Genomic DNA, 22681 nt, shown 5'->3' with positions numbered 1-22681 from the left:
GGATGAATAACACGATCTGTTCTTAAGGCAAGCCTCAGCGACCCAGATCACCTCGCGCCTGGCTACAGTGCGATGGGGGATGCGGGTAGTCTCAGAGGACTGCATAAGTTACCGCTTAGTAATGTCGCCCCCTCGCAGGCCCGAGGAGCCCCGAAATGCAACTCGCCGCGATCATCGTCTCGATGGTCCTCATGGCAGTCGGCGTCGCCCTGTTCGGCCGTGCCATCGTGCAGATCTTCCGATTCGTGATGCTCGGCCAGCCCCTTGCCGCCGGGGCCCGGACCAATGACCCCGTCCTGCGCACCATCACCTTGGTCAAGGAGTTCCTGGGCCACACCAGGATGAACCGCTGGGGCATCGTCGGCGTCGCGCACTGGTTCGTGGCGATCGGCTTCTACACGCTGCTCCTGACGATCGTGAACGCCATCGGCCAGCTCTTCCAGGCCGACTGGATCCTGCCGGTCATCGGCGACTGGGCGCCGTACAACGTCTTCGTCGAGTTCATCGGCACGATGACGGTGGTCGGCATCCTGACGCTGATCGTCATCCGGCAGTTGTCCCGGCCGGGCAGGGCGGGCCGCAAGTCCCGGTTCGCGGGCTCCAACACCGGCCAGGCGTACTTCGTCGAGGCGATCATCATGATCGTCGGCATCTGCATCTTCATGCTGCACGCGCTGGAGGGCGCCCAGCACCACGTGGACGGCTACGAGGCCTCGTTCTTCATCTCGTACCCGGTCGTCTCGTGGCTGGAGGGCATGGACCTGGCCACCCTGCAGAACCTCACGTACCTCTTCGCGGGCCTGAAGATCGCCGCCTCCTTCATCTGGATGATCACGGTCTCCCTGAAGACCGACATGGGTGTGGCCTGGCACCGCTTCCTGGGCTTCCCGAACATCTGGTTCAAGCGCAACGCCGACGGCTCCACCTCGCTCGGCGCCCTGCTGCCGATGACGTCGGGCGGCAAGCCGATCGACTTCACCGACCCGGGCGACGACGACGTCTTCGGCGTCTCCCAGGTCGAGCAGTTCTCCTGGAAGGGCCTGCTGGACTTCTCCACCTGCACCGAGTGCGGCCGCTGCCAGTCGCAGTGCCCGGCTTGGAACACGGGTAAGCCGCTGTCGCCGAAGCTGCTGATCATGTCCCTGCGCGACCACGCGCACGCCAAGGCGCCGTACCTGCTGGCCGGCGGCGGCAAGGACATGGAGGGCGAGGAGAAGGCGTCCGCCGAGGCGTTGAAGGACGTCCCGGCGGCGGCGCTGGCGGAGGCCGAGCGCCCGCTGATCGGCACCGTGGAGGAGAACGGCGTCATCGACCCGGACGTCCTGTGGTCCTGCACCACCTGCGGCGCCTGCGTGGAGCAGTGCCCGGTGGACATCGAGCACGTCGACCACATCGTCGACATGCGCCGCTACCAGGTGATGATCGAGTCCGCGTTCCCGTCCGAGGCGGGCACGATGCTCAAGAACCTGGAGAAGAAGGGCAACCCCTGGGGCCTGGCCAAGAAGCAGCGCCTGGAGTGGCTCAAGGAGGTCGACTTCGAGGTCCCGGTCGTCGGCAAGGACATCGAGGACCTGAGCGACGTCGAATACCTCTACTGGGTCGGCTGCGCGGGCGCGCTGGAAGACCGCGCCAAGAAAACGACGAAGGCCTTCGCCGAACTCCTCCACATGGCGGGCGTCAAGTTCGCGATCATGGGCGGCGACGAGAAGTGCACCGGTGACTCCGCCCGCCGCCTGGGCAACGAGCCCCTGTTCCAGGAGCTCGGCATGGAGAACGTGATGGCGCTGAACATGGCGTTCGGCGAGGAGATGGACGACGAGGGCAAGGTCGTCCCCGAGTCGGCGAAGCCCAAGTCCGCCAAGAAGATCGTCGCCACCTGCCCGCACTGCCTCAACACGCTCGGCAACGAGTACCCGCAGATCGGCGGCGACTACGAGGTCATCCACCACACCCAGCTCCTGCAGCACCTGGTGGACGAGGGCAAGCTGACCCCGGTGACCCCGGTCGAGGGCATCATCACCTACCACGACCCGTGCTACCTGGGCCGCCACAACAAGATCTACACGCCGCCGCGCGAGATCATCGCCAGCGTCCCGGGCGTCCGCAACGAGGAGATGCACCGCCACAAGGAGCGCGGCTTCTGCTGCGGCGCCGGCGGTGCCCGGATGTGGATGGAGGAGCGGATCGGCAAGCGCATCAACGACGAGCGTGTCGACGAGGCGCTGTCCGTGAACCCCGACATCGTCTCCACGGCCTGCCCGTTCTGCCTCGTCATGCTCACGGACTCCGTGAACGGCAAGAAGAGCGACGGCAAGGCCAAGGAGTCCATCCAGGTCGTCGACGTCGCCCAGCTCCTGCTGGAGTCGGTCAAGACCCCGGTGGACCCGCAGGACACGGCGGAGACCGAGAGCGAGCCGGAGCCGGCCCCGGCGAAGTGACCGGCCCGACAGCACGACGGCGCCCCCTGTCCCGTACGGTCCGTGCGGGACAGGGGGCGCCGTATTGCGGCAGGCTGTAGAGCAGGAACTGATCGAAAAGGTCGGAGAGGATCGGAAAGGACCACGGCGTGATCATTTTCGGCACCAAGGGCTACCTGTACCAGCTCGCGATACTCACCCTGGTGTGCGGCCAGTGCGGCAACCCCGCGGCGCACACGCTGCGCAAGCGCGTCACGAAGTTCACGCTGTTCTTCGTGCCGTTGTTCCCGGTCTCGACCAAGTACGCGACGCAGTGCACCTTCTGCGGCGCGGAGCAGAAGGTGACGCAGGAGCAGGCCGAGCAGCTCCAGGCGCAGGCCACCGCCGGGGGCCCCGGCGGTCAGCAGCCGTACGGACAGCCTCAGCAGCCGTACCGGTCCTGACCCGACCGGCTTTCCGGAACCCCGGGCGGCGGCCTACGACTTCGGCTGCTTGGGCCCGTTGATCGTGTCGGCGGCGTGCTTGGGGCCGGGGCGCGACGAGAACTGGCCGACCAGCTCGCGAAAGCAGACCAGTGCGGTGATCGGTGGGATTCCGACGATCACCATCGCCAGCAGGGAACCCGCGGACTGGCCGATGCACAGGGCGACGGCCACGCCGGAGGAGATGAACATGACCGCCCAGGAACGCCGGGCGGTCCGGCGCTGGACGGATGCGCGGAGAATGGACAGGCCGGCCAGCAGCCACGGCCCGTACACCGTCAGCGGCCACCAATGCGCCAGCTCCGGCGAGACCACGAGCAGCGCGATGGAACGTAGCTGATCGTACGAATATGAAATGGACCAGGTGAGCATCGTCACTGCACACAGGGTGATGAGTGTGACCAGGATGGAGACGGTGAGGAATCTCGGGTTTCGGGTGAGGCTGTGGGCGCCCGGCTGCGGTCGCTTGCGGTGCACCGGACGGGTCGGCGGGGTCGGCCGGTCCTTCTCCCGCCGGGGCGGAGCGTGTTCCACGACGGGCGTGGAACCCAGCATCTGCGCCAGCTCCCGGTCCAGGTCCCACCCCTCCGGCGAGAACGCCGGATCGGACACCTGCCACAGGTTCTGCATGTCGAGCTGCTGGGTGTAATGGGGCTGTTCGTCTACCGCTTCATAGTCGGTCCTCATTTCTAGAAGTTCTCCCCTTCCATCGCGGCCCGGAGATATTCACGCTCCATCCGGCTGATGGTTTTCAGGAAATCGTCCAGCAGATCAGAGCAGTGCGTGATGCTTTCCGCAGCGGTCTGATCAGCTACCTGAAGCGGACGGACCGGAAGACCGTCAGCCGCGTATTTTTCCTGCCAAGTCACGCCCACATAACGAGTGCCATGCGGGGCAGGACATCTGGCATTCGGGGGAATATGCGTCAACGGTGATTATCTGGAATATCCAATGACCGCCCCCGGAAGCTGAAATTCAGACGGGTTGCATGGATGACGACGACCCATCAATGACTCCGTATGAATTCCGATCATGGCCGACTTCAGACCCCGTGGGCCCCGTAGGTCCCGAACCGCGGAGTTCCCACCGCTTCGAAGACGTGTACGAACAGTCCGCCGGGCGTCGTCCGATGACTGACGAGGCGGAAGCCCGCGGGCGCGCCGCCGTCCGGGAACAGCCGCCGGCCCTGCCCCACCACGACCGGGGCGATCACGAGGCGCAGGGTGTCGATCAGGCCGGCGGCCAGCAGGGACTGGGCGAGCCGGGCGCTGCCGTGGATCTGCAGCTCGCGGCCCGGCTGCCGCTTCAGCTCGGCGACCTGGGCCGGCACATCCCCGGAGAGGATCGTGGTGGGGTTCCAGTCGGCCCGGGTGAGGGTCTGAGTGGCCACGTACTTCGGGAGGCCGTTCAGCGTGGCGGCGGCCGGATGGTCGTGCATTTCCGGCCAGTCCCTGGCGAAGTTCTCATACGTACGACGCCCGAACAGAAACGCGTCCGCCTCGCGGAGCCAGCTCCCGGCCAGCCGCTCGAACTCCTCGTCGAGATACGGCACGAACCAGCCGCCCCGAGTGAACCCACCACTGGTGTCCTCGTCCGGGGACCCGGGCCCCTGCGAGACACCGTCCAACGACACAAACTCCTGCACCGCGACCTTCATGGGGCACCCTTTTTCGCTGAGCTCGTGGACGTCCTTCCCTATGGACCCTATGGACCGACCCTATGGACTTTGGAGGACGCGGGCACTCATCTGGCCTTCGGGGGATGCGGGAGCTCAGCTGGCCTTCGGGGGATGCGGGAACTCATCGCTCGCCGGGCTGGTCCGGGGCGGCGTCGGCGCCGCGGGGGTGGCGTGGGCGCCGCGGGGGTGGCGTGGGCGCGCGCACTCATCGCTCGGCACCGGAGCCGTGGGTGAGGGCCGTCCGGCATCCCCCTGCGCACCTCGCACGGCCCGCGCACCCTCATCGCTCGCCCCGCTGGCTTCGACACGGCTCCGATCGTGGCTCCCCGGCGGGTCGCCAGGCCGGAGCGGGACCGGCGGCGAGGGCCTCGTAGCCGTGGGTGAGAGTGGCCGTCCGGCATCCCCCTGCGCACCTCGTACGGCCCGCGCACTCTCATCGGTCGCCCGGCTGCTCCGGTACGGCCTCGGGTGCGGCGCCCCGCCTCGCGGCCAGGGTCAGGGCAGGGCCGAGGGCGATCAGGAGGGCGAGGGCCGCGTAGCCGTAGGCGAGGGTGGCTGTGGTGGCGATCGAGGCCACCAGTAGGGGGCCGCCCGCGTCGCCGAGTTCGCGGCCCAGTTCGGCCGAGCCCATCGTCTGGCCCAGGCGTTCCGCGGGGGTGGCGGCGGCCAGGGCGGCGAAGGCGAGCGGGGTGATCAGGCCGGTGCCGGTGCCGATGAGGGCGGCGGCGAGAAGGAGGCCGGCCAGTCCGGGGAGGGTCGCGCAGGCCAGCCCCGCCGCGGTGGTCAGCAGCCCGGCGGTGAGGCCGGTGCGGACGGTGAAGCGACCGGCGTCCAGGGCCCGCCCGGCCTTCGGCTGTACGACGGCCGCGCAGGCCGCCAGCACCGAGACCGCCGCACCGGTCGCCACCGTGCCGAGGCCGGCGGTGGCGCCGGAGACCGGCAGGAAGCCGACGCCGACGGAGAGGGCGGCGGTAGCCGCGGCCAGGGCGGCCGTGGGGCGCAGGAACGCCGGGTCGGCCAGGCGCCGGGTCAGGTCCAGCACCGTCTGGCGCTGCTTGGGAAGCGGCGGTACGTGTGGGACGGCGACGGCGGCCCACAGCGCGACCGCCGCGCCGAGCACCGCCAGCACCGTGAACAGCAGCCGCAGCCCGCCGGCCCACACCAGGACCCCGCCGAGCAGCGGGCCGAGGGTGTAGCCGACGGACTTGTGGAAGCCGTAGCTGCCGAAGACCCGCCCGTGCCGCGCCGCCGGGTTCAGCCGGGCGACCAGTGCGGAGGCGGACGGCGAGAACGCCGAGGCCGCGGCGCCCTGACCGAGCCGGGCGGCCCAGAGCCAGCCGGGGCTGTCGGCGACGGCGTAGGCGGCGGAGGCGAGCGCGAACCCCACCAGCCCGCCGAGCAGTACCGGACGCGCGCCGATCCGGTCGGCGAGGGTGCCGAAGACCGGCTTGAGCACCACCTCGGCGCCGTCGTACAGGGCGAGCAGGCCGCCGAGCACGAGCAGGGACGTCACCGCGTCCTCGGAGTGGCCGCCGAGGTTGGCGGCGATGCCGTGCGCGCCGAAGGCGGTGGTGAAGCCGGCGGCGTACAGGGGCCACATCCGGGCGGCGGGGGTGGGGGCAGGGGCAGGGGCGGCTTCCGGGGGCCGTATCCCACTCATCGGCCGGACTCCTCCCCGGGCGCCGGCCTTCGTTTCTCGGGGGCGGGCTTTCCCTCCTCGGGGGTCGGTCTCCCCTCCTCGGGGGTCGGTCTCCCCTGCTCAGGCGCCGATCTCCCCTCCTCGGGGGCCGGCCTTCCCTCCTCAGGGGCCGATCTCCCCTCCTCAGGGGCCGATCTCCCCTCCTCAGGGGCCGATCTCCCCTCCTCGGGGGCCGGTCTCCCCTCCTCGGGGGCCGGTCTCCCCTCCTCCGGCGCCCGCTGCTCCGGCACCTGATGCAGTGCGGCGAAGACGCGCTCGGCGTAGTCCTCGCAGGCGGCGACGCAGCCCTTGAGGCGTTCGGTGGCCGCCGAGACCTCGGGGGCGCCGAAGACGTCCCGGGCCGTCAGATCCCGGTGCCAGCGGCGCAGCCGTTCCAGCGACTGTTCCTCTTCCTCAAGCTCGGCGAGGGTGAACTTGGCGATACGGATCTCTTTCGCCAGCTCCGCCTCGAACTTGCCGCAGTCGGCGAGGAACTCGGCCCAGTCGGCGGAGCGAGCGGCCGTGAACATCTCCCGCAGCCGCCGCCCGTCCTGCGCCCCGCGCCCGCTCGCCGCCAGCGACACCGCCTCGCCCCCGGCCCGCTCGGTCAGCTCCAGCGCCCGGGCGATCCCGGCGCCGAACACCGGCACGTCCGGTACGGCCCACACGCCCTGCCCGAGCGACAGCGCACCGATCTTCCGCAGCTCACGCCAGACCGCGACCCGGTGCCGGGAGGGCTCGGCGGGAACCTTGACGACGAGCACGATCCATCGCGTACCGCTACTGCTGCCACTGCCACTGCCAGTCACACATCGGAATGTATCAACCGTTACATCCGCCAGCCAGAGGGCGCCGAGCCCGAGGGCTATGGGCGTCCGAGAGCCGGTGTGCCGACCGCTCGTACGCCGCCGGCTTGTCCGGCATCAGCACCCGGTAGAGGCCCTGGATGCCGTGCACCCTGTCCCGCCACAGGACTGTCGCCCCACCTCGAACGCATGCATGATTACCCAGTTGTTGCCCCTGACACTCACGAGGTGAGCGGTGCGCGTGCGAAGAAGCGGGATGTGTGCGGCGGCTATGGCCTGCACCCTTGCCACCCTCGGCACCCTGGCCCTCACGGCCTGCGGCAGCACCTCGCACGACGGCTCCGAGTCCGCCCGGCACACCCCCGTCCAGGTGGCCGACGCCCCCGCACTGCTCCCTGTCCCGCAGGGCGAGGGCAGCGAGGTGCCGGACGACTTCAACGGCGACGGACACCGCGACCTCGTCCTCAACGACCTGGTCAAGGCACAGGCCCACGCGGACGACGCCGGCATCGGCATCGTCTACGGCAGCGAGCGCGGACTCACCCCGGGCGCACGGCAGTTGCTCCGCCCCGAGCGGCAGGCCGCCCCGACCGGAGGCCAACTCCCGGCCGTCTTCGACGCGGAGGCGACCTGCGACCTGGACGGCGACGGCTTCACGGACCTGGTCGTCTCCACCGACCCGCCCTACGACGGCCAAGGACAGCCCCCGGTGCCGCTCCAGCTCCTCTTCGGCTCCCCCAAGGGCCTCACCGGCAAGGCGGTCAAGCTGGTCATCCCACCGCGCGCCCGCGTCGGCAACGACTGGCCCGACCAGCCGGTGTGCGGGGACTTCGACGGCGACGACGCGCAGGACCTGGTGGTGCACGCGTCGGGCGGCCAACTGAGCTTCCTGCGAGGCCCGTTCACCCGCAAGGGCACCCCACGCGCGGCGGCCGCCCCCATCCAGGCGCCCGGCAACGTCCCCACGGGCCCCGCGGCCGACGTCGACGACGACGGCTACGACGACCTGGTGGTCCGTACGGCAGCGGGCCAGGGCCCCTCCGCACTCGTCCTCGGCGGCCCGACCGGCCCCACCCGCACCGGAGCCGCCCTGCCCGCCGGCATCGACGTGGCCCTCGGCACCTTCGGCAGGGGCAAGGCGGCCCTGGACGCGGCGATCGGCACGATGGACGGAACGTCCCTGCGCTACGACCTCCCGACCCCCGCCGCACGCGGCACCCTCCCCTCCCCCGGATCGATCCTCGACGCCGCCGACTTCGACGGCGACGGCCTGAGCGAACTCCTCTCCAGCGGCTCGCGGTTGCGCATCTTCCACGGCCGTACGACAGGACTCGCCACGACGGGCATGGTGACCGTCGAGCCCCCCGCACCGGGCACCACCCGCGTCGTGTCCACCGGCGACTTCGAGGGCGACCGCCGGGCCGACCTGGTCGTGCGCACATACGCCGGCGAAACGAAGGACACGGTGGCGGTGTACCCGGGCACGAAGAAGGGCCTGGTGACGGCGAAGCCGTCGGTGACCTTCTCCAGCGCGGAGTTCCTGGCGCGGTAGCCGGCGCCGCGCGTTCGGCGTCAGCCGGGAACGTTCCGTCCGGACACCCCGTTGAACTTCCGGACACCTCGTTGATCTGTCGACCTCACGCCGCCCACCGAACCGAGGAGCGCCTTGCCCGAGACGTCGCCGCCCGCCGACCTGCCCCCTCTCCCGCCGCTCACCACCCAGGCGGAGCATCTGATCGCGCTAGGCGTACCCGACCTCGCGGCGATACCGGCCGACGAGCTGCGCGCCTTCGCCGAGAAGGCCGAGCGCGGCGACGGCGGCACCCTGCTCGCCGTCCACCCGGACCGCGCCCCCGCCTCCGCCCTCGCCCCACTGCTCCGGCGCGCCGACAAGCCCGGCTTCGCCGTCGTGGACATGCCCGACGTCGACGACTTCGCCCCCGACGGCATCGAGCTGCCCGACGCTCCCCTCTACGTCGTCACCGGCATCGACCGAGGCGACCAGATGGCCAACTGGAGCCCGGAGGAGGCGCTCCCCGCGCTCACCGAGCAGACCCGCACCCCGCTGCTGCTCACCGAGGGCATCCACTGGGTGCTCCAGCAACCGGCGGCCCTGGAGCGCAACCGCTGCTTCATGACGATCGGCTCCCGGCTGCGCAAGGCCAACGGCGCCCTGGACGCCCGTACCCCGGCGATCTGGATCAGCAACGGCACGGGACGCGACGGCCGCGAGCGGCGCGACGCCCCGAAGGTCGGCTGGTGCTGGTGGGGCAACCGCCACACGTGGCTGGGCTTCGCCTCCACGACCGGCCGCAGGTAGGAGAAGGGGAGGGGAGGAGCCGTACGGCATTCCTGAGCGGTCCTGGGGCGGTGTCCCGGTGGCAGCCCCCTGCTGGTCGTCTGCGGTTGCCTGATGGTTGCCCGAGCTTTCCCTGAGTGGCCCCTGAAACCTCCCCTCCCCCTCCCCTGGCTTCCCTTAGGGGATGTCACAGCTCGGCCGCAAAGCCGGGCCCTGACCGCAGGGCCCGGCACGCGATTCTCCGGGACCAGGTACGTTCGAAGACGTGGCTGGATTCAGGATCGGACGGGGCAGCCGGAACAACGGCACCCCGCAAACGCGCCCCCAACAACCTCCGTACGGGCAGCAGGCGCCCCAGGGACCGTCGTACGGCTACCCCCCGCAGCAGCCGCACGCCGGCTCGGGCGGCGGGAGCGGCTGGCCGCAGGCGAACGGCGGTGGCGGCTACGGCGGTTACGGCCCCGGCGGGCAGGGCGGGCACGGCGAGCCGGAGTACTTCGGCGACGCCGGCTACCCGCACGGCCCGGGCGGCGGCGCCCCGGACCCGTACGCGGCGAACAACCCGGGCCACACCCAGGCGTTCTCGGTCGGCGACGACCCCTACAGCCAGGGCGAGACCTACCAGGCGGGCGCGGCCCCGGCGGCCCCGATCGGCCCCCGCCTGCACTGGAAGGCCCTGCTGCGCGGCATCGTCCTCTCCCCCACGCAGACCTTCCTCCAGATGCGGGACTACTCGATGTGGGGCACCGCCCTGATCGTGACGTTCCTCTACGGCCTGCTGGCCGTCTTCGGCTTCGACACCGCACGCCAGGACGCGATCAACGCGACCCTCTCGAACGCGGTCCCGATCGTCCTGACGACGGCGGTGGCGATGGTCCTGTCGTCCTTCGTCCTGGGCGTGGTGACCCACACCCTGGCCCGCCAGCTCGGCGGCGACGGCGCCTGGCAGCCCACGGTCGGCCTCTCCATGCTGATCATGTCCCTGACGGACGCCCCCCGCCTGGTCTTCGCCATGTTCGCCGGCGGCGACGCGACCTTCGTCCAGGCCCTCGGCTGGGCGACCTGGGTGGCGGCCGGCGCCCTGCTCACCCTGATGGTCACCAAGTCCCACGACCTGCCCTGGCCGAAGGCCCTGGGCGCGAGCGCGATCCAGTTGGTCGCGCTGCTGTCGATCGTGAAGCTGGGCACGTTCTAGGTCCACCGACAGGTGACCCGGCGTGTATGTGGAAGGGCCCCGGCGCACGCGCGCGGGGCCCTTCTCAGGTGCTGGGTGCTGGGTGCTGGGTGCTGCACACCTGTCAGGCGTCGAGCACCTGCCCGGCCCGCTGGACGACGGGCGGTTCGACGCTCCACGGGAAGTTGATCCACTCGTCGGTGCGCTTCCACACGTACTCGCACTTCACGAGGGAGTGGGACTTCTCATAGATCACGGCGGACCGCACCTCGGCGACATGCTCGACGCAGAAGTCGTGGACGAGCTTCAGGGTCTTGCCGGTGTCGGCGACGTCGTCGGCGATCAGCACCTTCTTGTCGGTGAAGTCGATGGCGTTGGGGACGGGCGCGAGCATGACGGGCATCTCGAGGGTCGTCCCCACCCCCGTATAGAACTCGACGTTCACCAGGTGGAGGTTCTTGCAGTCGAGGGCGTAGGCGAGCCCGCCGGCGACGAAGACCCCGCCCCGGGCGATGCTGAGCACGATGTCCGGCTCGAACCCGTCGTCGGCGATGGTCTGCGCGAGCTCACGGACGGCGGTGCCGAACCGCTCGTAGCTGAGGTTCTCCCGCACCTCCCTCACACCTGAGTCCGGTGGAAGTTCTTGAAGGACCGGGAGGCGGTGGGCCCGCGCTGCCCCTGGTACCGGGATCCGTACCGCTCGCTCCCGTACGGGAACTCGGCGGGCGAGGTGAGCCGGAACATGCAGAGCTGGCCGATCTTCATGCCGGGCCAGAGCTTGATGGGGAGGGTGGCGAGGTTGGACAGCTCGAGCGTGACGTGCCCGCTGAACCCCGGGTCGATGAACCCGGCGGTGGAGTGGGTGACGAGCCCGAGCCGCCCGAGCGAGGATTTCCCCTCGAGCCGGGAGGCGAGATCATCGGGGAGGGTGATGACCTCGTACGTCGAGGCGAGCACGAACTCCCCGGGATGCAGAATGAACGGCTCGTCGCCCTCGGGCTCGACGAGCCGCGTGAGATCGGCCTGCTCGATGGAGGGGTCGATGTGCGGGTACCGGTGGTTCTCGAACACCCGGAAATACCGGTCCAGCCGCACGTCGACGCTGGACGGCTGCACCATGGTCTGGTCGTAGGGATCGATCCGTACCCGCCCGGCGTCGATCTCGGCCCGGATGTCCTTGTCTGAGAGAAGCACGCCCCGAGGATACGCAAGGCGCGCGGAACGACGACAATCGCGACGTCCGCGCGCCCGGCGCACACCTGCGGTGACTGCTGCTGCTACCGCTTCTCCATCTGCACCGGCACCACACTGCGGAGCCGCGCACACCGAGGACACCGGACGAGCCGGCCCGGTCCGAGGCGCTCGGCCTGCTGCATCGGGAACGAAGCGGTGCTGAACACGTGCCCATCGGCACAACGGACGACGGTGCGCTCCATCAAGTCCTTTAAGTCCCTTCCCCAAGAGCCGCGTCTGGCTGCTGCCTGCCTGACGACGAGAGGCCACATTACGGGATCAAAGGGACGGCCCTCCAGACGGCACTCCGACCCCGCCCGGACCCTCTCCCACCCCTCCACCGTACGCCCCAACTCAGGCCCACTGCACCCGGATCCCACCCCTGAAACGCACTCAGGCCCCACGGCGTCAGCGCCGGAGGCCAGTCATGAGGTACAGTGACGAAGTGATCGGACACCGCCTCCGGATCTTGGGGCGGCGATCTTACGCGGGTGTAGTTTAATGGTAGAACATCAGCTTCCCAAGCTGAGAGCGCGAGTTCGATTCTCGTCACCCGCTCCATGATGAAACCCCAGGTCATTGACCTGGGGTTTGTTAGTTGTCTAGTCCAATTTGAGGGCTACGTACCCTCTGCGTCCTCTAAGTTGCGCGAATGCGCCCACGAGAGGGGCTCCGGAGGCCACTCCCTGACGAGGCATCAGCCGAACGCCTCGAATAGCGAGACGCACTTCTTGTGACCCGCGTCACCTCCCAGGCGTTCGCGGGTGAAGTCACATACGCAAAGCGCCAGTTCGCTAGCCCAGGCAAGCGCCATCCAGCGCACCCGTTTCGGTCGCACTCATCCGCCGGCAAAGGCGAGCCTCCCTGGGCGGCGCGCGCAGGCAACACTCCGGCACCGGAGCGACCAGCGAAGGACAAAGTCGCAGGTTGCGGTGCATTCAACCGTTGAATGCGGAACTTACGTTGGTGCGGTGGCAGCTCCCATCGGTTGCTGGGAGGGGGTTCGTGGTCGCCTCCGTGATCACGGCGGTGCTCAGCCTGGACGCGACGGTCGTCCTGCTGACCCCGGTCGTCTTCGCCACCGCAGCACGGGCCGGCTCCCGGCCGCCGCCGCACGTCTACGCCACCGCCCACCTGGCCAACTCCGCCTCCCTGCTGCTGCCGGTGTCGAACCTGACGAACCTGTTGGCGTTCACCGCGAGCGGTCTGACCTTCACTCGGTTCGGAGGCTGATGACGTTGCCCTGGCTGGCCGCGATCGCCGTCGAGTACGCCGTCTTCCTCCGCCACTTCCGTGCCGATCTGGCTGCCGGCACGGCACCGAGCAGGTCCGAGAGGGGCCGGGCGGTACCCGTCTTCACGCTCGTCGTGCTGGCTCTGACACTCGGCGGATTCGTCGTGACGTCCTTCGCCGGGCTGGATCCCTCCTGGGCGGCATTCGGCGGGGTCGTCGTGCTCGGCCTCAGGGCGCTCGGGCAGCGCCGTACGACCGTCAGGGCGCTGGTCGGCGCGGCGGCTCCGCTGTTCTGCCTGTTCGTCCTGGCCCTGGGCGTCGTGGTCAAGGCAGTCGTCGACAACGACCTGGACGCTGGCCTCGGGCATCTGCTGCCGGCCGGGGACTCGCTGCCCACTCTGCTCGCGGTCGCGGTGGTGGCCGCGGCGCTCGCCAACGTGATCAACAACCTGCCTCGCGGTTCTGGCCCCGCTGCCGCTCGTGGCCCCGAGCGGCCCGGGTCCCGTCCTCGCGGCACTGATCGGCGTGAACCTCGGCCCCAACCTCACTTACGTCGGCTCACTGGCCACCCTGCTGTGGCGGTGGATCCTGCACGCCCACGACACTCGGGCGGAGCTCGGCCACTTCACCCGCCTCGGCCTGGTCACCGTACCGACTACGCTCCTTGCCTCCACCGTGGCCCTGTGGGGAATGCTGCACACCATCGGGACCTGACCTTCCGCTGCCTCCGGAGCCGCTCATGAGCGTCATCGTCTGGATCACCGAGGGCACCTGGCCCGCCTGCGTCGACGCCGCGATCGACCGCGCCGCACCGGAGGAGGACCTCGTGCTGCTGTACGTCCACGACGACACGGTCGCCGAGACGGCACACGGCGCGTTCGCCGGCCTCCTCGGCCGCGGCCACCCGGAACGCGACCCCGGCCGCCGGATGGAGCAACTCGCCGAGTCCGCGGTCCAGGACCTGCTCGCCGCCGCCGAAGAACGCCTGGGCCGCCCGTCCCGGCGGCTCCTGGCCCACGGCCCCACCGAGCGCACGGTGGTCGAAGCCGCCACAGACGCGAACCTGCTGATCTGCGCCCGCGACGGCGGCCCCACCCGGCTCGGCCCGCACAGCCTCGGCCACGCCACCCGCTTCGTCGTCGACCACGCCCCTTGCCCGGTGCTGCTGGTCTGGCCCAGGAACGCTCCCCGCACCCGCACGGGCCGGATCATCCCCCGCCTCCACCACCCGGGCATCGCCTGTGATCTGCAGCTCGACGGTCTCCAGACCGACCCCGCCAAAGATCGTGTGGGCCGAACTGGAAGCACCATGGCCAAGTCCTGAGACCTCGCACGTTCTTGACGCTGATGCCGTCAGGGGCATACGCAGGCGCTGCGCGTGCGCGCTGTAATGGCCAGCCTCGCCGTGCGGGCAACGGGCGCGGATCGTGGGACTGTTGCTGTCCGGCACCGGCACTTCCCTGTGTGACATCCGCCCACGACATCCATCAGCGCTTGTCGGACGCCGCTGCTAGGACGCAGGCAGCGACGGAACCCCGGCAGGTAGGCCGAAGAGGTGCCACAACGCCCGCCTCTTGAGGCCAAGACCGTTGGCATACGGGGAGATGAACTGGTCGATCTGGGCGATGCCTGCCGCCCCTGCCACACATAAAACGAATGGTGCTATCGTCAGTAGCACCATGTTGCTGAGACTGGATGTCGCAGAGAATCGCCCCCTGCACGAGCAGGTGGCAGGCGCGATCCGGCGCGCCATCACCGACGGAGAGTGCGGTCCGGGGGATCGATTGCCCCCGGCGCGCGACCTTTCCCAGGCGTTGGGCGTCAACGTCAACACCGTGCTGCGCGGCCTGCGGACGCTGCGCGACGAGGGTGTGCTGGAGTTCCGGCGCGGCCGGGGTGTGACGGTGGCCGACGGGGCGGACCAGCGCTCCGTACTGCTGGATCGCGTGGGCGATCTGGTGGCCGAAGCGGCGCGCCTCGGCTACAGCAAGAACGACGTCATCGAGATGATCAGGGGGATTCCGTGAACAAGCACTCGGCCCGCGGTGGCGGAACTAAGTGGGGCCTTGTCGGGTGGTGCACCGGGATCCTGCTGATGCTGGTGGGGATGCCTCTGGCTGCGAGCGGACGGTTGCCGGAGAGGCTGGCCACGCACTGGAGCGGAGCGGGGGAACCCGACAGTTCCATGCCGCTGTGGGCGGCGGCAGCCTTCCCGGCTCTGATCTGGACAGTGCTGACTGTGGGGGTGACGCTCGGATCGCGGCGCGCAGGTCCGGACTCCGGCGGGGCGATCCGCGGATGGACGGGTGTCACGCTGACGACCGGGGGGATCTTCCTGGTCGGCGGGCAGGCTTCGGTCGTGCGGGCGAATCTGGACCGGTCCGACTGGCGCGAGGCGGGTTCGGTGACGAGTCTGGTCGTGGCGACCGCCGTGGTGGCGGCCACGGCAGGCGCGCTCGCCTGGCTCGCCACCCGTCAGGAGCCTGCGACGCAGGGCCAGGCGGCGGACGGTCCGAGCATGGACATCCCTGAAGGCCAGCGACTGGCGTGGTTCTCCCGCACGTCCAACCCGTGGCTTCAGATGACATCCGCCGGCACGGGGCTGGTGGCCCTGACCGCCGCCGTGGCCGCCGTGGGGGGCCTGACAGATCCGCTTCCGGCGCTGATCCTCATGGCACCGTTCGCGCTCGCCTCGGTTCTGGTCCTCGGCTGCGCCTCGGTACAGGCGCGGGTCAGCGAGGAGGGGCTGAAAGTGTCCTTCGGTCCGCTGGGCTGGCCGGCACGACGCTGGGCCGTCCAGGACATCGAATCGGCCCGCGTCGACCACCGCACACCGGCGCAGGTGGGGGGATGGGGGTACCGGCTGAGCGGGCTGGGGACCACCGTGATGCTTCGCCGTGGCGAGTGTCTTGTCGTCCGCGCAAAGGGCAAGGACTTCGCCGTAAGCGTGGACGACGCCGAACGGGGCGCCGCACTCCTGAACTCCTTGGGCGCAAAGTCCCCAAGGTGAGAAGTCGGCCTGGCCCACGTTTCCCCCGGCGCGGGCCGGGCCGACCCCGACAGAAAGCGATTAGACCACCGCTCGCATTCCCCTCGTGTGACGTCGGCCACTTTTGTTCGACTTCCTCTTTTCCGTGTCTGATGATCTTCGACGGCATAACGCTCCGGGGGAAGCGTGGTGACCGCATCGAGGGGAACGAATTGAATATCAAGCAGCGCGGGATATTGGCTGTAGCCGGCGTTACCGCGGCGGCTCTCTGTGTGGCTGCAGCACCGACGGCGATCGCGGACACCACCAGCACGTCCGCCAAGCCGGCAGCCGTCGCGACTGCCGCCTCGGCCAAGTCCGACGGCGAGAACGTCTTCCGCGGGCTGTTCTTCGGGCAGGGCAAGGTCGGCGAGAACCTGGCCGAGCTGGAGCTCTTCTCGGCGGCACGCCAGCACATCGGCAACGACTCCCCGGACGAGGTCCGCGCGTCCAATGCGGTGATCGAACTGATCAACAAGAAGTCGCCCGGCTTCTTCGCCGACCTCAGCCGCAAGACGCGCAGCGGCGACCCGCGCCAGGTGGAGAAGGCTGTCAGCAGCGCTCAGGAGATGCTCCTCGCAGTGGCCAAGACGGACAAGTCGGCCGCTCCCAGGGAGAACGGGCAGCGCTGCGGCGTCACCGTGGCCGTTGGTGCCGCAGTCGTCCACATCGCAACCGTGGTTACCGCGGCCGGCGCCGTCGTCACGGTGACCGTCGCGGTGGGCGCCAACTTCGTCAAGGGCAAGAACTGGTTCTGGAGCGCGAAGCCGACCAGCGGTGACGAGACGCCGCTGTCGAAGGACGAGGCCGTCGCGCAGGTCACGGAGGCACTCAAGGCCGCCTAGTACCGAACGGGGCGGGGAGGCTGCAGACTCCCCGCCCTCGCGGCCGGGCCTTTCAGCGCCTCACGGGGGCAGGAACTCACCACCATGAAAATAAAATTCCGTCGCTTCTGCGAGGCTTTTACGCAAAGCTGTGACGGCTCGGTCTCCGTTTCGCTGAAAGCGGTGGCCACTGTTTGCACTGCATGGATCATCGTGATTGCATACGTGGCCCAGGAACAGCTACCGAAGAACGTCATCTCACTGCCCGCCCAGGAGAAGGTGAAGTATACGGTCGTAAATCTGGCTCCGCAGGGTTGGGCATTCTTCACCAAGTCACCTCGGGACCCTGAAATCGTTCCCTTCAAAAAGGCACCAGGGGACTGGAGACCGCTTGCACTGACTCCCCATGCCTCACCACGGAACGCCTTCGGCCTCAATCGCGAATCGCGCGCTCAGGGCGTCGAGATCGCGGTGCTGCTTTCCGCCGCGAAGAAGGACGACTGGCGCGAGTGCTCCGACGACAGACAGCACTGCCTGAAGAGTTTCGGCACGCCCGCGCGGCACGTCGAGAACCGCTCACCGGACCCCACCCTCTGCGGAACCGTCGGCCTCTTGCAGGAACGCCCCACCCCGTGGGCATGGCGTGACCTGATGCCCGAGGCCCACAGCCCGGAACGCGTCATGGTGCTGGAGGTGACGTGCTGATGCGTCGGCGCACCATCCCCATACCGTGGACCACCGGCTACGGTCTGGCCCGTACGCTGCTGGCCCTCGGCACACTCGGCACGCTGGCGTTCAGCGACGCGGCCACCCTCTTCCGGGAGGTGGCCACCGTCGGCCAGTACCCGCTGTGCCGCGGTGTCACGGCCGGCGGCGCCTTCTGCCTAGTGGAACCCGACCACTACGACACCATGCGCTGGCTGTGCTGTCTCGTCCTCGTCATCGCGGCCAGTGGTTGGCGGCCCCGCTTCACCGCCATCCCGCACGCCTACGTGGCCTTCAGCGTCTTCACCGGCATCTCCATCCCCGACGGCGGCGATCAGATCACCTGGGTACTCACCTCCTGATCGCCATCGTGGCCCTGGGAGACTCACGCCGCTGGCACTGGCAGCCCAGCCCGCCTGAACTCCCCCAGTCCGAAGGGCGCGACCTGCTCGCCCTCCTCGGCATCAGCGCAATCGTCGTAGCGCGGATCCAGATGGCCGTCCTGTACTTCCAGTCCTGCGTGGCCAAACTCCCCCACGCCGAGTGGGCCGACGGAACCGCCCTGTACTACTGGGTCAACAACTACGACTTCGGCTCCCCCGGCTGGCTGCGGCCGATGGTCAACGCCATCGTCCACAACCCAGTTGGCGTGGCCGCGATGACCTGGGGTCCTCTCGTCATCGAGATCGCCCTCGCTGCCGCACTCCTGATGCCGCAAAAGGTCCGCTGGATCCTGCTGCCTGCCGGGGTCCTTCTGCACTTGTCCATCGCCGTCGTCATGGGCCTGTGGAGCTTCGCCTTCGCCATGTGGGCCGGCCTGCTCCTCCTCCTGGCACCCCTCGGCCACGACCCCGACCTCGGACGCATCCTCCGCGCGTTGTCACGACGGACTCCGGGGCCAGAGCCGGTACACGACGGGCCCATCGACGAACCCGTCAAGGAACACGCCCACGCCTGACGCAAGGAACAGCACCATGCCGTCACACATGCTCAAGACCGCCGCCGTAGCTCTGGCCTCCACCAGCGCTGTCCTGCTCTCCGGCACGCCCTCGTCCGCCGCAGACGTGCAGTGGAACGTCGCGCACGGAACCGCCACCGCTCAGGGAACCCGCACGATCCAGAAGGGTCCTCTGAACTCCACGCTCGTTGTCCGAGGCGAACTGACGAACACTGGGAACGACTGCTACTCGGTGTGGTTCCAGTTCACCCATGACTTCGTGCCCGGCCCCACCATCAAGCAGGCCACCCAGTGCGGCCCCGGCTCGGCCCCGATCGACTTCCGCACGACGACCAGGCCGACCACCACCGGCTCCGTCTTCATCTGCAAGGGCGAGACCCGGGAGGACTGCGGAGACCGCAGAAGCATCACCTCCTGGCCCGTTCAGAAACCCACCCCTCGTAACAGCTGACCGACACCGCCCAGGGTCGGCAGCCTGGACTGCGGAGTAGCCGCCCCCGCGGCGCGTGCGGCCCTCGGCCAGGACGCCGCGCCAGAGGCTGACGGACGAGATGCAGACGTCCAGGTCGTCGCCCTGGCCATGTCCGTCGAGCACGCGTCCTCGGCAACCAAAGACGAGAACGTCTCCGTACGAGGCAGCCCATGGGTATGTGCGCTGTCGGCAGCACCGGTCTCTCCCCTTCCAAGGTGCCGTGCCCTCCGCGTGCCCGTAAGGACGGAAAACCACGGTCAACAGCGGTGCAATCCGACCCCAACGACCACCCCGAGGAGCAGATATCTGCGCAGGTCAGAGCCGTACGGCCCGCTCCATGAATAAGGCCCAGGTCATCGACCTGGGCCCTCTTGCTGTCCGTCGTGATCAGCGCTCGCGAGCCAGATTCGTGCCACAAGGCTTGTCAGGCTCCTTCTCCGCACGGGCGGCGGCACGAGCCTTCCGAACCGTCGCGTCCACCCGGCGGCGACCTCCTCTTGGCGCTCGTCGTCAGAGTGGAACCGGAAGCCCTCCGGCATGCCGACGATCTCACGTGCCTTCCGCCACTTCCGCCCGAAGGTGCTCCGCCGGAAGGGAGCGCCTTTCTCGCCGACGAACAGCAGCCCGTCGGGGCCCCGGCTCGGCGTAGCTATCCAGGTGTCGGCGGAGCTCCCGACGGAGGAACGCGGGAAGAATCACAGTCCGGCCGGCAGCGCACCGTGAGGACATGAAGGCCGAGCGAGATACGGACCAGGCGGTTCGGCTCCTCGAAGAGGTCGACGAAGACCACTTGAGATCCCATCTCCAAGCGGCGTTGTTCCTCAAGAGGTCGTCAGCGTGCAGGGACACCGACACCCTCCGCGAACACAACGTCGGCCTTCACAACCACAGCAGGTCATGAACGCCGACGTCACGTTCGCCCCCAGGAGTCGCCAACGGTTACCCGGTGGCCGCGACCTTGTCCCACAGCATGCAGTGGTGGGCGGCGGTGAAGTCACCGGCCGGGCGCGGGCCGCCGGCCGACGCGGTCTGCAGGACCATCACCTCGCCCGGCCGGACGCGCTGGTCGGCCATGTCGGGGAGGCCGGGGGCACGGGGGACTCCGTCTGCGACGAACGACGACCAGTACCGGATCATCTGCCGGGACAGCTGCCGCTCCTCGGCGTTGAACGGCGCCTCGCGTCCGTTGTGCCGGAAGAGGTACTGGAGGTCGTTGGTGTGCGTGGCCCCGAAGTCGTAGTCGGTGTTCTGGTTGCGGAGATTCTCGGCGGGCGGACCGGTCACGTCCGCGAACTCGTACTGATACACCGGGGCGCCCTTGGCGAGTTGCCGGCTGACCCGGGCGGTCGGACAGGAATAGTCCCGGTCGCCGCGGGCGGCGGCGTGTGCAAGCGTCGGGGTCGGGTGCCCGGTCAGGGGATAGCGCGCCAGCACCTCGTCTGCGATGTCCTCGCCGAACCAGTCGCGCATGGTCCGGGGGTACTGCTCCGCCATCAGCGGCTGTCCCTTGCCGTCGAAGTCGAAGTAGTCGAAGTACCGTCCCTCGGTGCGGGTGGTACCGAAGAGGGTCGGCACCTTGGCCTGCTGACCGGCCGCGAAGGTCTCGGCAGGCTGGCGCGGCAGCACGCGGTCGCCGACGATGGGTCCCCAGCCGTGACCGGACTGTGCGGCGAGAAGTTCCTGCGGGGTTTTGGTGCGCAGGCAGTCCAGCACGGCGGCCGAGTCGGTGTCCGTGCAGCCCAGAGCGTCGGCGTAGGCGCGACCGGTGGTCTCGGCACTCTTGGCGGGGATGGCCGCGCAGTCGCGGTAGGAGGCGGACTGACTGATCGCGGCCCGGAACAGCCCGCGTGCGGTGGGCGAGGCCAGCTGGGTGCACACGGCACGGCCCCCTGAGGACTCACCGGCGATGGTGACCGCGTGCGGGTCGCCGCCGAAGCGAGCGATGTTGGCGCGTACCCAGCGCAGAGCCGCCTGCTGGTCGAGCAGGCCGTAGTTGCCCTGCACACCGGGCAGAGTGAGGAAACCGGAGGCTCCGAGACGGTAGTTGATGGTCACCACGATCACGTTGCCGTCCGCGGCGAAACGGTCAGCGACGTAGTCTTCGCCGCCGCCCTGGATCATCCCGCCGCCATGGATCCACACCATCACGGGCACCCGCCGCGGCTTCGCCGGAGTGTAGACGTTCAGGTTCAGGCAGTTCTCGGTGTAGGTGCCCTGTTGCGGATTCGTGCCCTGCAGGCAGCGGGGGCCGAACGCCGTGGCGTCGCGTATGCCCTTCCAGGCCGGGTGGGGCTGTGGCGGACGCCAGCGCAGCGCGCCGACCGGATCGGCGGCGTACGGGACGCCGAGGAACTGCCGCCCCTCGGCGGTCGCCTGGCCCCGGAGCGGGCCGGCGGTGGTCTGTATCACCGGGGACCGGTCTAACGCGGTCCGCGCGGGATCGGCGCCAGAGGCAGAGGTGGGGGTGAGCACAGCCAGTAGGGTCGCGAGACACGCTACGGCAGCTGTGCGATGGGCTCGGAACATGGGGTTCGTCCTTCCATCGCTCGACGTACTGCAGTTGTGCAGTAGGCAGCACGGAAAGGATATTGAAAGTCCAACTTCTTGCGGTCGGAAAAGCGGAACTGCCCACTCACCGGGAGAGGGGCTGGTCACAGATGCTGCCTGCGGACACCGTCGATGGCGCAGGCTCGACCGGTCCCCCTTGTTGCCCACAGTGCAGTTTCCCAGTTGTGCCGGAGTCTGCCGGATGGCGCTGCGCACCCGGCCGGCCCCAGCCGGGGCGCTGGGACCCGGCGGCGTTCAGCGACGTCAGCGGACGTCGACGTAATCGCCGGAGGCGGTGGCGGGTGCGGTGGTGGACGAGCCGGCGAAGGTGTAACGCCAGTAGTCGGCCGTCGACGCCTTCGCCGTGGTCTTCAGGTTTCCGGAGCTGTCGGTGGTGATCGTCTTCACGGTCGTGTACGCGAACGTCCCCTTCTTGCGGAACTGCAGCTTCACCTTCAAGTGAGTCAGGCAAGTGATCACTTCACCGGAGGGCTGTGCACTGGCGAAAGCTTCCCGAGCTGAGGGCACGAACGAGCCGAGCACACAGCCCGTTCATACAGGCGCCCGTTCTTCGAGGCCGTGCCCACAGCGTGCCCGTAAGGACGGACAACCACGGTCAACAGGGGTGCGATCGGGTCGGCGCGACGACATCGGCCCGATGATTCCCCGCAGGTCACCAGGCATGTGACTGCCCTAGCGCCGTCGCTTCCCAAGCTGAGAGCGCGAGTTCGATTCTCGTCACCCGCTCCATGATGAAGGCCCAGGTCAGAGACCTGGGCCTTGTTGCTGTGCGTGGTGATCAGTCGGTGGTCAGTCGCCGCATGCCGGATTCGTACCAGTGCGCGTCGTCGTCTTGCTCTTCCCCTCGTCCCTGGCACCGGTGCCCTTCTCGCCGCAGCCGGCCAAGGTGAGACCGAACGCTGCGACCGCGGAGACCGCGCTCAGGGCGCAGCGGGCCGGGCGGTGAGGAGAACGGGAACGGGGCTTGTGCATGCTGTCCGGAGGAGCTCGCCAGGGACCCCAAGAGTTCACGCCTCGTCTGTTGTTCTTCTCGGGGGGCGCGTAGCCCACCGGTGGGACCTGCGGCCCCGCCCATGGTCACGCTCCGGGGTGCAGCCCGAGCCAGCCCGGCGTGGGGTCGCCCTTG

21 protein-coding genes, 1 tRNA gene and 3 pseudogenes are annotated in these 22681 nt (G+C 69.2%); 15 read left to right on the top strand and 10 right to left on the bottom strand.

Translation table 11 applies throughout. The annotated features are described in order from the left end of the window. The first annotated feature begins 155 nt into the window (after positions 1 to 155). Together ACP4J3_RS24955 and ACP4J3_RS24950 are read left to right on the top strand one after the other, a co-directional pair. Positions 156 to 2438, top strand: a complete 2283-nt coding sequence (locus ACP4J3_RS24955) for a (Fe-S)-binding protein (RefSeq protein WP_426538055.1) — start codon at positions 156 to 158, stop codon at positions 2436 to 2438. Positions 2439 to 2566: 128 nt separating this feature from the next. Further along, positions 2567 to 2860 carry a zinc-ribbon domain-containing protein gene (locus ACP4J3_RS24950; protein ID WP_426538053.1) on the top strand — a complete coding sequence of 98 codons (294 nt, stop codon included), beginning with the start codon at positions 2567 to 2569 and terminating at the stop codon, positions 2858 to 2860. A 33-nt stretch (positions 2861 to 2893) separates the two neighbouring features. Here the strand turns inward: ACP4J3_RS24950 and ACP4J3_RS24945 are convergent, their stop codons facing one another. The 5 genes from ACP4J3_RS24945 to ACP4J3_RS24925 all read right to left on the bottom strand — a co-directional run bounded on the left by ACP4J3_RS24945 (position 2894) and on the right by ACP4J3_RS24925 (position 7064). Next, positions 2894 to 3586, bottom strand: coding sequence for a DUF2637 domain-containing protein (locus tag ACP4J3_RS24945; protein ID WP_426538051.1), 693 nt, complete (start codon positions 3584 to 3586; stop codon positions 2894 to 2896). A 2-nt stretch (positions 3587 to 3588) separates the two neighbouring features. Continuing rightward, complete coding sequence (locus tag ACP4J3_RS24940; RefSeq protein WP_426538049.1) at positions 3589 to 3768, bottom strand: hypothetical protein; 180 nt, start codon at positions 3766 to 3768, stop codon at positions 3589 to 3591. Positions 3769 to 3941: 173 nt separating this feature from the next. Further along, positions 3942 to 4556 (bottom strand): dihydrofolate reductase family protein, encoded by a 615-nt coding sequence (locus tag ACP4J3_RS24935; RefSeq protein ID WP_426538047.1) that lies wholly within the window; start codon positions 4554 to 4556, stop codon positions 3942 to 3944. Positions 4557 to 5010: 454 nt separating this feature from the next. Continuing rightward, positions 5011 to 6177 (bottom strand): MFS transporter, encoded by a 1167-nt coding sequence (locus tag ACP4J3_RS24930; protein WP_426538294.1) that lies wholly within the window; start codon positions 6175 to 6177, stop codon positions 5011 to 5013. Positions 6178 to 6233: 56 nt separating this feature from the next. Then, the gene (locus ACP4J3_RS24925) at positions 6234 to 7064 is read right to left on the bottom strand and encodes a Chromate resistance protein ChrB (RefSeq protein WP_426538045.1); all 831 of its coding nucleotides are present in this window, start codon (positions 7062 to 7064) and stop codon (positions 6234 to 6236) included. Positions 7065 to 7332: 268 nt separating this feature from the next. Between ACP4J3_RS24925 and ACP4J3_RS24920 the strand changes: the two genes are divergently transcribed. The 3 genes from ACP4J3_RS24920 to ACP4J3_RS24910 all read left to right on the top strand — a co-directional run bounded on the left by ACP4J3_RS24920 (position 7333) and on the right by ACP4J3_RS24910 (position 10555). Continuing rightward, entirely contained in the window at positions 7333 to 8613 is a 1281-nt protein-coding gene (locus tag ACP4J3_RS24920; protein ID WP_426538043.1) for an FG-GAP repeat domain-containing protein, read from the top strand. Between the two features lie 114 nt (positions 8614 to 8727). Then, complete coding sequence (locus ACP4J3_RS24915; protein WP_426538041.1) at positions 8728 to 9381, top strand: DUF5701 family protein; 654 nt, start codon at positions 8728 to 8730, stop codon at positions 9379 to 9381. A gap of 244 nt (positions 9382 to 9625) precedes the next feature. Then, positions 9626 to 10555 (top strand): YIP1 family protein, encoded by a 930-nt coding sequence (locus ACP4J3_RS24910; RefSeq protein ID WP_426538039.1) that lies wholly within the window; start codon positions 9626 to 9628, stop codon positions 10553 to 10555. Between the two features lie 103 nt (positions 10556 to 10658). On the opposite strand, the gene ACP4J3_RS24905 is transcribed toward ACP4J3_RS24910, so the two are convergent. Beyond that, positions 10659 to 11156, bottom strand: coding sequence for a phosphoribosyltransferase (locus ACP4J3_RS24905; protein WP_426538037.1), 498 nt, complete (start codon positions 11154 to 11156; stop codon positions 10659 to 10661). Beyond that, on the bottom strand, positions 11153 to 11728 hold the full coding sequence (dcd, locus tag ACP4J3_RS24900; RefSeq protein WP_426538035.1) for a dCTP deaminase: 576 nt from the start codon (positions 11726 to 11728) through the stop codon (positions 11153 to 11155). The genes ACP4J3_RS24905 and dcd overlap by 4 nt, the downstream gene beginning before the upstream one ends. A gap of 526 nt (positions 11729 to 12254) precedes the next feature. Between dcd and ACP4J3_RS24895 the strand changes: the two genes are divergently transcribed. From ACP4J3_RS24895 to ACP4J3_RS24850, 10 genes and pseudogenes are all read left to right on the top strand, one after another. After that, positions 12255 to 12328, top strand: a tRNA-Gly gene (locus ACP4J3_RS24895). A gap of 400 nt (positions 12329 to 12728) precedes the next feature. Beyond that, positions 12729 to 13714: pseudogene (locus ACP4J3_RS24890) on the top strand (SLC13 family permease); the annotation flags it as partial. A gap of 25 nt (positions 13715 to 13739) precedes the next feature. Beyond that, entirely contained in the window at positions 13740 to 14324 is a 585-nt protein-coding gene (locus ACP4J3_RS24885; protein WP_426538033.1) for a universal stress protein, read from the top strand. A gap of 355 nt (positions 14325 to 14679) precedes the next feature. After that, on the top strand, positions 14680 to 15027 hold the full coding sequence (locus tag ACP4J3_RS24880) for a GntR family transcriptional regulator (protein ID WP_426538292.1): 348 nt from the start codon (positions 14680 to 14682) through the stop codon (positions 15025 to 15027). Between the two features lie 68 nt (positions 15028 to 15095). Then, the gene (locus ACP4J3_RS24875) at positions 15096 to 16010 is read left to right on the top strand and encodes a DUF1648 domain-containing protein (protein WP_426538290.1); all 915 of its coding nucleotides are present in this window, start codon (positions 15096 to 15098) and stop codon (positions 16008 to 16010) included. Positions 16011 to 16141: 131 nt separating this feature from the next. Then, positions 16142 to 16873 (top strand): sporulation delaying protein family toxin, encoded by a 732-nt coding sequence (locus tag ACP4J3_RS24870; protein ID WP_426538031.1) that lies wholly within the window; start codon positions 16142 to 16144, stop codon positions 16871 to 16873. 84 nt (positions 16874 to 16957) lie between these two features. Beyond that, positions 16958 to 17557, top strand: a complete 600-nt coding sequence (locus ACP4J3_RS24865) for an SdpA family antimicrobial peptide system protein (protein ID WP_426538029.1) — start codon at positions 16958 to 16960, stop codon at positions 17555 to 17557. Beyond that, the gene (locus tag ACP4J3_RS24860) at positions 17557 to 17919 is read left to right on the top strand and encodes a hypothetical protein (protein ID WP_426538027.1); all 363 of its coding nucleotides are present in this window, start codon (positions 17557 to 17559) and stop codon (positions 17917 to 17919) included. Before ACP4J3_RS24865 ends, ACP4J3_RS24860 begins: the two co-directional genes overlap by 1 nt. An 8-nt stretch (positions 17920 to 17927) precedes the next feature. Then, complete coding sequence (locus ACP4J3_RS24855) at positions 17928 to 18515, top strand: HTTM domain-containing protein (RefSeq protein ID WP_426538025.1); 588 nt, start codon at positions 17928 to 17930, stop codon at positions 18513 to 18515. A 16-nt stretch (positions 18516 to 18531) separates the two neighbouring features. Then, the gene (locus ACP4J3_RS24850) at positions 18532 to 18966 is read left to right on the top strand and encodes a hypothetical protein (RefSeq protein ID WP_426538023.1); all 435 of its coding nucleotides are present in this window, start codon (positions 18532 to 18534) and stop codon (positions 18964 to 18966) included. A gap of 408 nt (positions 18967 to 19374) precedes the next feature. Here ACP4J3_RS24850 and ACP4J3_RS24845 read toward each other — a convergent pair. From ACP4J3_RS24845 to ACP4J3_RS24835, 3 genes and pseudogenes are all read right to left on the bottom strand, one after another. Then, positions 19375 to 19701 (bottom strand): annotated as a pseudogene (locus tag ACP4J3_RS24845) (tyrosine-type recombinase/integrase); the annotation flags it as partial. A gap of 225 nt (positions 19702 to 19926) precedes the next feature. Next, entirely contained in the window at positions 19927 to 21396 is a 1470-nt protein-coding gene (locus ACP4J3_RS24840) for a carboxylesterase/lipase family protein (RefSeq protein WP_426538021.1), read from the bottom strand. Between the two features lie 402 nt (positions 21397 to 21798). Next, positions 21799 to 21999: pseudogene (locus ACP4J3_RS24835) on the bottom strand (hypothetical protein); the annotation flags it as partial. Positions 22000 to 22681: the final 682 nt, after the last annotated feature.

The sequence above is a fragment of the Streptomyces sp. UG1 genome, assembly GCF_049974585.1.
GTDB lineage: Bacteria > Actinomycetota > Actinomycetes > Streptomycetales > Streptomycetaceae > Streptomyces.
This window is presented reverse-complemented; position numbering and strand designations above follow the sequence as displayed.

Coding starts and splice junctions, on each gene's coding strand:
- ACP4J3_RS24935 (WP_426538047.1), bottom strand. CDS start 4,556: ATGAAGGTCGCGGTGCAGGAGTTTGTGTCGTTGGACGGTGTCTCGCAG.
- ACP4J3_RS24955 (WP_426538055.1), top strand. CDS start 156: ATGCAACTCGCCGCGATCATCGTCTCGATGGTCCTCATGGCAGTCGGC.
- ACP4J3_RS24870 (WP_426538031.1), top strand. CDS start 16,142: ATGATCTTCGACGGCATAACGCTCCGGGGGAAGCGTGGTGACCGCATC.
- ACP4J3_RS24920 (WP_426538043.1), top strand. CDS start 7,333: ATGGCCTGCACCCTTGCCACCCTCGGCACCCTGGCCCTCACGGCCTGC.
- ACP4J3_RS24945 (WP_426538051.1), bottom strand. CDS start 3,586: ATGAGGACCGACTATGAAGCGGTAGACGAACAGCCCCATTACACCCAG.
- ACP4J3_RS24850 (WP_426538023.1), top strand. CDS start 18,532: ATGCCGTCACACATGCTCAAGACCGCCGCCGTAGCTCTGGCCTCCACC.
- ACP4J3_RS24885 (WP_426538033.1), top strand. CDS start 13,740: ATGAGCGTCATCGTCTGGATCACCGAGGGCACCTGGCCCGCCTGCGTC.
- ACP4J3_RS24930 (WP_426538294.1), bottom strand. CDS start 6,177: ATGTGGCCCCTGTACGCCGCCGGCTTCACCACCGCCTTCGGCGCGCAC.
- ACP4J3_RS24875 (WP_426538290.1), top strand. CDS start 15,096: ATGCTGGTGGGGATGCCTCTGGCTGCGAGCGGACGGTTGCCGGAGAGG.
- ACP4J3_RS24880 (WP_426538292.1), top strand. CDS start 14,680: ATGTTGCTGAGACTGGATGTCGCAGAGAATCGCCCCCTGCACGAGCAG.
- ACP4J3_RS24865 (WP_426538029.1), top strand. CDS start 16,958: ATGAAAATAAAATTCCGTCGCTTCTGCGAGGCTTTTACGCAAAGCTGT.
- ACP4J3_RS24860 (WP_426538027.1), top strand. CDS start 17,557: ATGCGTCGGCGCACCATCCCCATACCGTGGACCACCGGCTACGGTCTG.